9 protein-coding genes are annotated in these 12,090 nt (G+C 43.5%); 5 read left to right on the top strand and 4 right to left on the bottom strand.

Translation table 11 applies throughout. The features are described from left to right. The first annotated feature begins 104 nt into the window (after positions 1-104). Together AK824_RS10130 and AK824_RS10125 are read left to right on the top strand one after the other, a co-directional pair. Entirely contained in the window at positions 105-794 is a 690-nt protein-coding gene (locus tag AK824_RS10130) for a MotA/TolQ/ExbB proton channel family protein (protein WP_057761226.1), read from the top strand. 115 nt (positions 795-909) lie between these two features. Then, positions 910-1,311 (top strand): ExbD/TolR family protein, encoded by a 402-nt coding sequence (locus AK824_RS10125; RefSeq protein WP_057761224.1) that lies wholly within the window; start codon positions 910-912, stop codon positions 1,309-1,311. 225 nt (positions 1,312-1,536) lie between these two features. Here AK824_RS10125 and AK824_RS10120 read toward each other — a convergent pair whose 3' ends face one another. Beyond that, a complete protein-coding gene (locus AK824_RS10120; protein ID WP_057761222.1) occupies positions 1,537-2,076 on the bottom strand; it encodes a DUF2799 domain-containing protein in 540 nt (179 codons plus the stop codon). A 357-nt stretch (positions 2,077-2,433) separates the two neighbouring features. Between AK824_RS10120 and AK824_RS10115 the strand changes: the two genes are divergently transcribed. Together AK824_RS10115 and topA are read left to right on the top strand one after the other, a co-directional pair. Beyond that, entirely contained in the window at positions 2,434-3,030 is a 597-nt protein-coding gene (locus AK824_RS10115) for a hypothetical protein (RefSeq protein ID WP_057761220.1), read from the top strand. Positions 3,031-3,313: 283 nt separating this feature from the next. Next, a complete protein-coding gene (topA, locus tag AK824_RS10110; protein ID WP_057761218.1) occupies positions 3,314-5,980 on the top strand; it encodes a type I DNA topoisomerase in 2,667 nt (888 codons plus the stop codon). Positions 5,981-6,205: 225 nt separating this feature from the next. Here topA and AK824_RS10105 read toward each other — a convergent pair whose 3' ends face one another. Continuing rightward, complete coding sequence (locus AK824_RS10105) at positions 6,206-6,763, bottom strand: superoxide dismutase family protein (RefSeq protein WP_057761216.1); 558 nt, start codon at positions 6,761-6,763, stop codon at positions 6,206-6,208. A 358-nt stretch (positions 6,764-7,121) separates the two neighbouring features. Continuing rightward, a complete protein-coding gene (lon, locus tag AK824_RS10100) occupies positions 7,122-9,725 on the bottom strand; it encodes an endopeptidase La (protein ID WP_227511159.1) in 2,604 nt (867 codons plus the stop codon). A gap of 434 nt (positions 9,726-10,159) precedes the next feature. Between lon and AK824_RS10095 the strand changes: the two genes are divergently transcribed. After that, complete coding sequence (locus AK824_RS10095; RefSeq protein ID WP_057761214.1) at positions 10,160-11,521, top strand: Na+/H+ antiporter family protein; 1,362 nt, start codon at positions 10,160-10,162, stop codon at positions 11,519-11,521. Between the two features lie 43 nt (positions 11,522-11,564). Here the strand turns inward: AK824_RS10095 and AK824_RS10090 are convergent, their stop codons facing one another. Further along, entirely contained in the window at positions 11,565-12,062 is a 498-nt protein-coding gene (locus AK824_RS10090) for a hypothetical protein (RefSeq protein WP_057761211.1), read from the bottom strand. Positions 12,063-12,090 lie beyond the last annotated feature (28 nt).

Genomic DNA, 12,090 nt, shown 5'->3' with positions numbered 1-12,090 from the left:
TCATACTTTATAACAACGTATTTATTGATCATCTTTCATTATAAAACTAAACGTGATATTTACCTCAGTATCATGTAATGGCATTACACATTAAGGAGTCTGACATGGACTTTATGCAATACTGGCAGATCAGCGACATGGTGACAAAAACGTTGTTCTTTTTGTTGCTTGCGTTATCTATTCTTTCTTGGGTGACAGGTATCGTCCGCGTATTGCAAAGCCGCAAACTGGCGACCAATGTAGCAGATGATTTAAGTCAGCAATTGCAAGCCAGACAGTCTGATTTGGCTGGTACTGATGCTGCCACACGCCGTTTGGTGACTGAGCAGACTTTGCTCAAGCATATCGGTCGCTATCGCTTTGCTAGTGAGCGCGGTCTGCCGATTCTTGGTACGACAGCAGCGATTGCACCGTTCATCGGCTTGTTTGGTACGGTATGGGGTATTTTCCATGCCTTGCACAACATCGGTATGAGTGGTCAGGCAGGATTAGGGCAAGTTGCAGGGCCAGTCGGTGAAGCTCTAATTATGACAGGTCTTGGTATTGCAGTAGCGATTCCAGCCGTGGTGTTTTATAACCTTGCAGTACGTATCAATCGCCGCATAATGTATCAAGCCAACGACAGAGCGCATGATTTATTGGCGCAATCAACGGGTCTTGTGGATACTACCAAGGTAACTGCGAGCCATGCTACTAGTGCCTCACAAGTGCACGCTGCAACAAGCAGTCGTTCAACGACGAGCGAGACGCAGCATACCAGCAACTACAGTAATTCTGTGCCAAAGCAGCTATAGATAGTGTTGATTTTGCAAGTATTAAGTCTGCCAGCGCTAGGTCTGTAAAGGCTCAAACGACAAGTCGAAAAACGGCTTGGCTGTGTGAAAATAACCAAAAGCATTGAGAGTAACTATGGCATTTCAATTGGGTGATGATGACGTACGAAGCATGGATGAGATGAACCTCATTCCGCTTATCGATATCATGCTGGTATTGATGATTATATTTTTATTGACAGCGACCGTGTTGAATCCGACGGTGCCTTTAGATTTGCCCGAGACTAGTGCCGCGCTCAATGAAACGCCGCCAGAAGCGATTCAAGTCAGCATTGATAAAGACGCAGGGATATTCTGGGATAGTGATCCAATTAGCATGGAAGAATTAGAGACACGCTTGCAGCAACAAGGCGCGACTGGTAAGAACCCAGCGGTACAGTTACGTGCGGATAAAGAAGGCAGGTACGATACGGTCGCTCAAGTCTTGGCAGCGGCAAGTAACGCTGGACTGACCAAAATCGCCTTTGTGAATGAATAGCTTAGTAGATAAATACTGAATAACTTAAGCACTGAATAGTTTAAACACTGTGAGTCAGTGCTAGTAGCTTTGACTTTATATTAGAAAACTGGCTAGATAAATCAATAGCCCGACCAGTAAGACAACCAGCACCGCTATAATAAAAACAATTAAAATAATAAAATTTTCTCCAACCTCATTAACTACTTAAACCTCAAATTAAGTCGTTAGTGAGGTTTTCTTTTTTTACCAGCCGTAGCCAAATGGACGATAGCCGTAACCGAAGCCTGCATGTCTGTAGCCAAATGGGTAAGGTGAGCGTAAGTAGTCGAGATCGCGCTGACGGATATAGTAGTAGCGCCCTTGGGAGTAGGCTTCTTCTAACTTATCAATACCCTCTAACGAACAGACAGGTTGCCAGTCATAGCCTTCGCGGCCGAGCTTATAAGCATTCAGCTCGGTACAGTAGTTTTTGAGACCTTGTTGACGGCCTTGCTCCCATTGGATACGGTTAGGGCTAGCACCGCCGACACTGGCGCAGCTATTGGTATAGTGACCGAAGTAAGCGCCTGAACGTCCTTGCGAGCCATCAGCATAGCCGACTTCTTGCCAGTTACTGCTTTGACACTGCTGCGGAGTTAGGCTCTGAGTCGTGGCACAGCCCGATAATATCAGTACGACCGCGCCAAGTAGCGATAAGCTCATGCCTGCTTTGCTCATGACTTTACTTGTCAGCTTGCGAGCGTGATAAGCGCCCGATGAGTTTGACTCAATAAGATAATTCATAATAAACCTGCGCGCGTTTAAAATTATGGTTTATCATAGCACTTTTTTGCGCTGACCACTTTTCGTATCTGGTTTTTATAGCGTACTGTACTCGGTAAGTTTATATACGCTAAATAATTGATTTAATAGCGTAACTTGCTAAATTGTCATATGCTTTAAAAGCACTTACTGTACCGTGATTGGACGATAACGCTTGATTTTTAATGGTTCGTGCTCATTATAAGCCCTTATATATCGTTGTTTATTATCGTACTAATCGCAAAACTATATGTACTATGTATAAATAACGGTTCATTAGCGATATTTACCTTTATATCTCTTAGTATCTTTTTCATTTAGTCAAAAGGCCAGACCATCATGGGAACATTGATTGGCGTTATCATTGTACTATTCGTATTAGGGAGTATGATGGCGCTCAAACCGAACGGTATCGATCAGCGTTTGGATAAGCTGCGTATGACCGCGCGTCGTTTACAGCTCAATCCAAAACTCGTTTCGTGCCCTGATTGGATCAAAGGCCGTGACAATGAGTATGGCCGCGGTATGCTTGGACAGTACTGCCTGATATTTGAAGATACTAAACTGCCGCATACCCGTTATCAAGTGATTGATGGGCAGTGGCGACCAGACAGCAGTTTTGTCGATACCAGTACAGATGATAAGACGCTTACTATTCCCAGTGCGATTCGTTCTAGTCAAATCAGCAATAATCCAGTAGTCAAAAAGACTGATTTTAGCTTGGATCAAGTGCCGTTAGAGCTGCCCGTAAGTATCGAGCCGTTAGTTAAAGGTCTATTGACCAAGGCCAATAGCATTATTATTTATTGGGAAGATATTGCTTATGTACGTCCAGCATCTAACCCAACGTACCATCAAAAACGGATCGAAGCGGACTTATTAGTGCTCAAAGAAAACCTTGAGAAATGGGCGCTACAAATGCAAAAACAAGCATAAACCTAGTAAAGCGTATTTTCGTCTCCATTAAAGGGCAATATGCAAGCGGTTTGTCATATTCAAATTATTTAAAGTTGACAGTTTAACGCTTAGCAGTGTAACGTCTTTATAACTATATCTTTATTTTATGGTTATTATTTGTTCTATAACCTTTTTTATCAGCAGCGATTATTATTATAAATAGTTGAACAATGGTCAAACCATGAGTATCAGCTTCCATAAATTGCCGTGCTGCTGAATTTAACCTTACTTTTAATTTACTTATATTATGGTGTCGTCAAACATGGCAAAAACCACAACCAAAAAAAGTCCAGCACCAGCTGCTGACAGCCCAAAGGGTAAGTCTTTGGTGATTGTAGAATCACCAGCCAAGGCAAAAACGATTAATAAATACCTTGGTGATGACTTTATCGTACGCTCAAGTATCGGTCACGTCCGTGATTTGCCGGTCAGTGCGAGCAAAAGCGCAAAGAAAGCAACAACTGCTAAAAAAGATGACAGTCTGACTAAAGAAGAAAAAGCGCAGCAAGCACTGGTACGCCGCATGGGTGTAGATCCAGAGCATGACTGGGCGGCAGTCTATGAAGTACTACCAAACAAAACCAAAGTCATTAAAGAGCTTAAAGCATTAGCCAAAGACGCTGACAAAATCTATCTAGCAACGGATATGGATAGAGAAGGGGAAGCGATCGCTTGGCATCTAAAAGAAGTCATCGGTGGCCCTGATAGCAAGTATCAACGTGTGGTCTTCAACGAGATTACCAAGTCAGCTATCCAAAGTGCGTTTAAACAGCCTTCAAAATTAGACATTGACCGCGTGAACGCGCAGCAAGCGCGTCGGTTCTTGGACCGTGTTGTTGGTTTTATGGTATCGCCACTATTATGGCAAAAGATTGCTCGCGGACTATCAGCAGGCCGCGTACAGTCAGTCGCTATGCGCTTGGTCGTCGAGCGGGAGCATGAAATTCGCGCGTTCATTCCAGAAGAATACTGGCAAATTCATGCTGATACGCACATTGCTGATGGCAAAGCCAAAAAAACCTCAGACGCTGAGCAAATCGGTATACGCTTAGAGGCAACCAAACAAGGTGGCAAAACCTTAAAGCTTGGTAATAAAGAGCAGACCGATAAAGTCCTAGAGATACTCAAAGCAAGCGATTTTATTGTTAAAGAGCGTGAAGAAAAACCAACACAATCACGTCCAAGCGCGCCATTTATTACTTCGACCTTGCAGCAGGCTGCTAGCACGCGCTTAGGATTCTCTGTTAAGAAAACCATGATTTTAGCGCAGCGTCTATACGAAGCCGGTCATATTACTTATATGCGTACCGATTCGACATTCTTATCAGGCGATGCGCTTGCTGCGGTCCGTGGTCATATCGAAGATAGCTATGGCGCAAAATACGTACCAGAAAAACCAAATTTCTATGGTAACAAGCAAGGCGCACAAGAGGCGCATGAAGCGATTCGTCCTTCTAATGTCAATATGAAGTCAACGCAGCTCAAAGGTGTTGAGCGTGATGCAATACGTCTATACGAGCTAATCTGGCGTCAATTTGTAGCGTGTCAGATGTTACCTGCCAAATACCTATCAGTAAACCTATTTGTAGGCGCAGACGATATCGAGTTAAAAGCGCGCGGTCGTACCATGGTGTTTGATGGCTACACAAGAGTGATGCCACCAGCTAAGACTGACGATACCTTACTGCCTGATGTCAAAAAAGGCGATAAGTTAAACCTAGATAAGCTAGATCCAAGTCAGCACTTCACTAAGCCTGCGCCTCGCTATACTGAAGCAAGCCTAGTCAAAGAGCTTGAGAAAAAAGGCATCGGTCGTCCATCGACGTATGCCTCAATTATCTCAACCATTCAAGATCGTGGTTATGTGAAGCTTGAAAATAAGCGTCTATTTGCCGAAAAAATGGGTGATATCGTTACTGATAGATTGACGGCTAGCTTCCCAGATTTAATGGATTATACCTTTACTGCCGCGCTCGAGGACAAGCTCGATCATGTGGCAGAGGGTGATCAAGATTGGAAAGATGTGCTTGATAATTTCTATGGCGAGTTCAAAACGACTCTAGAGCGTGCCAAAGAAAAAGACGGCATGCGTCCAAACGATCCGACCGATGTACCAGATGTCCACTGTGATATCTGTGATCGTCCGATGCAGCTGCGTACAGGCTCAACAGGCGTATTCTTGGGCTGTACTGGCTACAATCTACCGCCAAAAGAGCGCTGTAAAGGCACCAAAAATCTAATGCCAGTCGAAGCATTCGCCAATCTAGATGATGCGGAAGGTGATGACGAAGCGGCAGAAGTTAAAGATTTGATGGAGAAAAAACGCTGCCCGAAATGTGGCACAGCGATGAATGGTTACATCGTAGATGGTGGCCTCAAACTACACATTTGCGGTAACAACCCTGATTGCGATGGTTATATCCTAGAAGAAGGCAAGTTTGAAGTTCCTGGCTCAGATGCACCAACCATTGACTGTAATAAGTGCGATGGGCAGATGGAGCTTAAAACAGGACGCTTTGGTCCGTACTTTGCTTGTCAAAACTGCGATAATACGCGTAAAGTACTAAAAACAGGTGAAGCTGCGCCGCCGCGTATGGATCCAATCCATTTGCCAGAGCTAAAGTCGACCAAGCATGATGATTATTTCATTTTGCGTGAAGGGGCGGCTGGGATGTTCTTAGCAGCATCTAAGTTCCCGAAAGTGCGCGAGACACGTCCGCCAAAGCTGGCTGAGCTACGAGAAATTAAAGATAAAATGGAAGAGAAGTTCCAGTATCTGTTCGCAGGACCAGATGAAGATCCTGAAGGTAACCCAACCATCTTGCGCTGGTCACGTAAGAAAAAAGAGCAGTATATCGGTTCTGAAAAAAACGGCAAGGCCACACGTTGGGGTGTTTACTGGCGTAAAGGTGAATGGGTAGAGGAATAACTATTAGTTAAATCCAATATAGTGCTTTTATAGCGTCAGACTCATTTAATGTGCTACAGGTACAATTTGCATTGGTCTTTCTTGTATTGGCTTAAACAAACCTAATAGTTACTTCTAATAAAAAACCCTCTTACAGTTTAAGAGGGTTTTTTTGCGCCTATAATATTTCTTTTAAGCCGTTTCTATGTCTATAGACTTAGCCTAAGTTCATAGGTTTGGATAGTATTAGTTTTTTACGATGATACCGCAACCAATACGATCGCCTGCATTACCTGAAGGCTGACTGGTATAGTCGTCAACGCCAGCATGTACGATAAAGGCCAAACGATTTACGCTGTATTTACCTGCTTCAGTCGCTGCAATTTTCTTGTTCACATAGTTAATAGTAGCAACACCATCTTCATTAGCAGTTAAGTTTGGCAAGTCACCAGCGTGACCATTCATATCATCTGGATTAGAGTGTGGCTTGTTGTCTGGGTTGAAGTGACCGCCTGCCGCTTTACCCATAACGTCACAGCTGCCAGTTTCGTGGATATGTAATGAGACGGTTCTGCCTGGCTGTAGGTTAGTGAGTTTACCGTAAACTTGGACGCCGCCATCGACTGGACGTAAGAAAACTTGACCAACTTCTTTCTTCTTGCCATCTACTGTTTGTATGGTTGATTTTAGCGTCGGTTGTGCTAAAGGATTACCCGTTTGCATTTGACTTTCTACGGTTTGGCAACCAGTCATTGCTAACGCTGAACCGCATAATAAGGTACTTGCAAGTAATGTCTTATTCATTATTATCTCCAATTGTTTAATTTATTATTTTCAACCTTAATCAAAGCCACGAATATCTATCGTTATTGTTCTATAAAACCGGTGTCAATATTCGTTAACATCGGAGTCAGTATAGCCAAGCTAACGCTATAGTTATTCATCAAATGCGCAACAATCAGTGAATAAATGTAAGTAACGTATGGGTTTGAAAAACGAAATAGCATAAATAATTTTGAAATTAAATGACTTTAAATGCGTAAGAAATCTACTAAGAAGGCTATGAACTGCAAGAAAATGAATAATAAATAGGCATAAAAAAGCCGCCCATCATTGTGATGAGCGGCTCTTATTTTTTAAGAATTGGCTAACGAATAATCGATTAATTGTGCAGTGCTTTTCCAGAAGTTTTATCGACGGTCACTTTGGCAGGCTTAATTGGTGTTGGCATACTGACCAAAGCAACCTTTAAGATTTCTTCAATCGTCGCGACTGGCTGAATGGTTAAGCCTTCTTTCACGTTATCAGGGATATCAGCCAGATCACGCTCATTGGTCGCTGGGATTAAGACATGCTTGATACCGCCACGATGTGCTGCAAGTAGCTTTTCTTTGAGACCGCCAATACGTAATATCTTACCGCGTAAGGTAATCTCACCTGTCATCGCAATATCTGGACGGATAGCGATACCTGTCAACGCAGAGACTAGCGCTGTCGTCAGTGCACCACCAGCAGATGGGCCGTCTTTTGGCGTAGCACCTTCTGGCATATGGACATGGACGTCTGTTGTTTTAAACGTCTCGTAGTCGATACCTAAGCTGTCACCTCGAGCACGAACTACGCTCATGGCTGCGCGAATCGACTCTTTCATCACATCTCCTAGTGAACCGGTAAAGCTAAGCTCGCCTTTACCTTTCATGCCGACCGCTTCGATAGTCAATAGTTCACCACCGACCTGAGTCCATGCAAGACCAGTGATACGACCAATCTCAGGCTCTTCTTCAGCCAGACCGTAGTCATACTGATGCACACCTAGATAGTCATCGATGTTTTTGTCATCGACTGTCACTAGCTGACGTTCTGCTTTTCTCGGAGCGCGAGCACCATGAGTTTCAACCGAACCGCGAACCACTTTACGGCAGATTTTGTTCACTTCACGCTCAAGGTTACGCACACCTGCTTCACGCGTATAGCTACGTACGATGCTGTGCAATGCCGCTTCAACAATCTCAATTTCGCCTTCTTTAAGACCGTTTTGTTTAATGGCTTTTGGTACTAGGTATTTCTGTGCAATATTGACCTTTTCTTCTTCGGTATAACCCGGCAAGCGGATGACTTCCATACGATCAAGCAGTGCAGGTGGAATATCCATGCTATTGGCAGTACAGATGAACATCACTTGCGACAAATCTAAGTCCATATCTAAATAATGGTCGTTGAACGTATCGTTCTGTGATGGATCCAATACTTCAAGCAATGCTGATGCTGGATCACCGCGGAAGTCTTGCGCCATCTTATCGATTTCATCTAATAAGAACAGCGGGTTTTTGACTTCTACTTTTGCAAGTGATTGAACGATTTTACCCGGCATCGCACCGATATAGGTACGGCGATGACCACGAATCTCTGCTTCATCACGTACGCCACCAAGCGCCATACGCACAAACTTACGACCCGTGGCACGGGCGATAGATTCACCCAATGAGGTTTTACCGACACCTGGAGGACCGACGAGACATAGAATCGGACCACGCAGTTTTTTCACGCGTGATTGTACGGCGAGATACTCTAAGATGCGGTCTTTTACATCTTGTAGACCATAATGATCCTCGTCTAATACAGTCTTCGCTTTATCTAGATTAATAGATACTTTAGTCGTCGCATTCCACGGCGTGTCCAAAATCCATTCAATATAGTTGCGTACCACTGATGATTCACTTGATGCAGGTGGCATCATTTTGAGCTTTTTGAACTCTTGCTCAGCTTTTTTGCGCACATCTTCTGGCAAGTCAGCATCTTCTAAACGCTGCTCTAACTCAGCCACATCATCCTCACCATCGAACGCGCCGTCATTCATATCTGACAGCTCATTTTTGATGGCTTTCATCTTCTCGTTCAAGAAGTATTCGCGCTGATTGTCTTCCATTTGCTGACGGACAGCATCTTGGATATCTTGTTCGATATTTTGCTCAGCACTTTGCTTGACCAAGTATTCAGTCAAAGTATTGATATGCGTTTTGATATCGTCTTCTTCTAAGAAAGACTGTTTGATATCAAGGTCCATCGACACACGAGTTGAGATGAAATAAACCAACTCAAGCAAGTCGTCGATACGCTTAGCCACACGAGTCAGCTCACGTGCATTGCGAAGTCGCGCATCTGCATAGCTTTCGAATAATGTGGTTAACGCTTGAATGGTATTTTTCTGTTGGCTCTCATCCATGCTGACATCAAGGTCGGCACGCTCAAATCTCGCCATCAATAAATCATCATGGCCTTCTATATTATCGACACGAGCGCGGTATTGACCTTCGATCAATACTTTAATGCAGTTCTCATCGCTATCGTGTGGCATAGTGCTGACGATGCGACAGACCGTACCGTACTGATACAAGTTATCTTGATCAATATCTTCGGTCAGTGAGTCTTTTTGCGCGACTACCAGTACTTTATTGCCATACTCAGCCTGTGCCAACTCAACCGCTTTCACCGATGGCGCACGTCCCACAAACAATGCAATCTGCATGTGTGGATAGACGACGACGTCGCGTAATGCTAGCAGTGGCAGATAGCTTTCATCTTCATTGTCTTTGACAGCGTTGGATGAGGCATTTAACGCATCCGTAGATGCGCTTTCTGTCTCATTGTTCGCATCAGCACTGATGTTAGCGTCAGTGTCAGTATTTGCATCAGACGTCGTGTCAGTGTTAAGGGCAGATGATACATCGATGTCGATGTTGTCTTTATCAATATTATGTTCACTCATATGTTTTTCCTCGTTCCCCAGACTTGTAAAGTCAAGTTCGTGGTTCATGTTTAGATAAATGGTGCTCACGAAAAAAATTGCAAGGCTGATTGGTGAAGTCGTCTGCTTATCTTTGTTAAATAGTTATCTGAGCGTCCAGTTATTAATGCAATTAATGTGGGTAACGATGTGTCGTCAATGGTATGACTGGTCTATGAATAATAAAGACAGTCAGAAATTATAGAAGAGGGTTTAGATGTGTAAATGATATTTGGCTGCTTATGATGATGTCTAATCGGTTCTATGCGTAGGCTTTATACCCAAAATAAGGTAAACTGGCGCGCGTCTAAAACAGGCTCTCATATTGAGACGTTTTAGACAACAGGGCGATATTCATTAGTTTCAATATTCATAGGTCTCATTAAGACCAAAGTATAAAGAACAAGGGGCAACACATGGCCATCAATGCAGTATTGCTAGCAGTTATTATCATGCTAGGACTGTCACTTTCGCGAGTGCACGTGGTGCTCAGTTTATTAATCGGCGCGCTGGCAGGTGGACTGCTGGCAGGGCTTGGTATTACCGATACGTTAAATGCCTTCCAAGAAGGTATCCGTAATGGCGCACAGATTGCGCTGTCTTATGCCTTGCTAGGGGCGTTTGCCGTGGCGATTGCTCATTCGGGCTTGCCGCAATCGTTGGCAGGCGCGGTCATCAAACGTATTGATGCTGCGGGTACGAGTGGCATGATTAAGTACATGCTGTTTGCAGGCCTCATTACCATGAGCTGCTTTAGCCAAAACTTAATCCCTATTCATATTGCCTTTATTCCGCTACTGGTACCGCCACTATTGTTAGCATTCAATCGCATGCAGATTGATAGACGCCTGATTGCTTGTCTGATTACGTTTGGACTGGTCACCACCTATATGTTTATTCCTTATGGTTTTGGTGATATTTATCTGAATCAGATTATGCTAAAAAACGTGGGTGAAGCGGGTATTGAGGTTGCCAATATTTCTGTGGTGCAAGCCATGGCGATTCCTGCATTGGGTATGCTAATTGGTTTGCTAGTTGCTGTATTTATCAGCTACCGTAAGCCACGTGCGTATCAGCAGATTGCGTTAGATCAGCAAGCGCATGATGCTGTAGTAGAAGGCGATGCATTAAGCAAAACTGCTGCTGGTGCACAGTCGCAAAGCAAGCTAAAGACGCTGGTTGCACTGGCTGCTATCGTGACGGCTTTTGTGGTGCAGTTATACACTGATTCACTACTACTGGGCTCAATGTTTGGCTTCGGTGTGTTTATGGCAACTGGCGTGGTGAAGTGGCGTGATGCTGATGGCGTCTTTAATGACGGTATCAAACTGATGGCGATGATTGGCTTTATTATGATTACCGCACAGGGCTTTGCTGAAGTAATGAAAGCGACTGAGCAGATTCAGCCATTGGTCGATGGGGCAGCATCACTGTTTGCTGGTAACAAAGCGATGGCGGCATTTATTATGCTACTCATCGGTTTGATTGTGACCATGGGCATTGGTTCTTCATTTTCGACCATTCCTATTTTGGCTGCGATTTATGTGCCGCTGTGTATCTCTTTAGGGTTTTCGCCGTTGGCTACTGTGGCGATTATCGGTACGGCTGGCGCGCTGGGTGATGCGGGTTCGCCTGCGTCAGACTCGACATTGGGACCAACGTCTGGTCTAAATATCGATGGTCAACATGACCATATCAAAGACAGTGTAATCCCCACTTTTATTCACTATAATATTCCTTTATTAGTGTTTGGTTGGATAGCCGCAATGGCGTTGTGATTGGTAGCATATATGCATAGCGAGTTGATCGATTTCTACGTATCTACGATATTTTTTTATCGTAGATACGCTGCTTTATTTGTTTACTGTTTTTATTAATAGAGTGCATAAAGAAGAGTTCAAGATAAATAAAGACAAAGATGCCATACTCTAGATCGCCATTTATATAACCGTATAACAGCAAACCTACGGAAAGTATTAGTAGGATTAATATAGCGTAAAAAGTGAAAGTTGATAACCATAAAAAGTTTTTATCGGAAACCAAAGTTAGTTGCTCATTTTCTGCATTCAGTTGCGCTGAAAAGCTATTGATGGATAACAAGTTATTATCATATATACGCTTTTTTTCTAACTGTCTTTCTCTATAGCTAGCGAGAATAAATAAAATACAAGCGGAGAGAAAGTAAAGGAATGATATTAAGCTTTCAGAATCATCATACTCCCAAAAGTAAATACCGAATATTGTTACTCCTATCCAAAAAAACAGGGCAGCTGTCAGTACATAAAACGATCTAGACTTCTTAACAGAGAGAGTTGTCACTAGAGTTTTTATCCTATTTGTTAATAAT

The organism is Psychrobacter sp. P11G3, from assembly GCF_001435845.1.
In the GTDB taxonomy this organism is placed as follows: Bacteria; Pseudomonadota; Gammaproteobacteria; order Pseudomonadales; family Moraxellaceae; genus Psychrobacter.
The sequence above is the reverse complement of the archived record's forward strand: the minus strand, read 5'-3'. Positions and strand labels throughout refer to the sequence as shown.

What these genes read in the sequence shown, in the direction of transcription:
- AK824_RS10130 (WP_057761226.1), top strand. Translation starts at nt 105, where the DNA reads ATGGACTTTATGCAATACTGGCAGATCAGCGACATGGTGACAAAAACG.
- AK824_RS10115 (WP_057761220.1), top strand. Translation starts at nt 2,434, where the DNA reads ATGGGAACATTGATTGGCGTTATCATTGTACTATTCGTATTAGGGAGT.
- AK824_RS10120 (WP_057761222.1), bottom strand. Translation starts at nt 2,076, where the DNA reads ATGAATTATCTTATTGAGTCAAACTCATCGGGCGCTTATCACGCTCGC.
- AK824_RS10095 (WP_057761214.1), top strand. Translation starts at nt 10,160, where the DNA reads ATGGCCATCAATGCAGTATTGCTAGCAGTTATTATCATGCTAGGACTG.
- lon (WP_227511159.1), bottom strand. Translation starts at nt 9,725, where the DNA reads ATGAGTGAACATAATATTGATAAAGACAACATCGACATCGATGTATCA.
- AK824_RS10105 (WP_057761216.1), bottom strand. Translation starts at nt 6,763, where the DNA reads ATGAATAAGACATTACTTGCAAGTACCTTATTATGCGGTTCAGCGTTA.
- AK824_RS10125 (WP_057761224.1), top strand. Translation starts at nt 910, where the DNA reads ATGGCATTTCAATTGGGTGATGATGACGTACGAAGCATGGATGAGATG.
- topA (WP_057761218.1), top strand. Translation starts at nt 3,314, where the DNA reads ATGGCAAAAACCACAACCAAAAAAAGTCCAGCACCAGCTGCTGACAGC.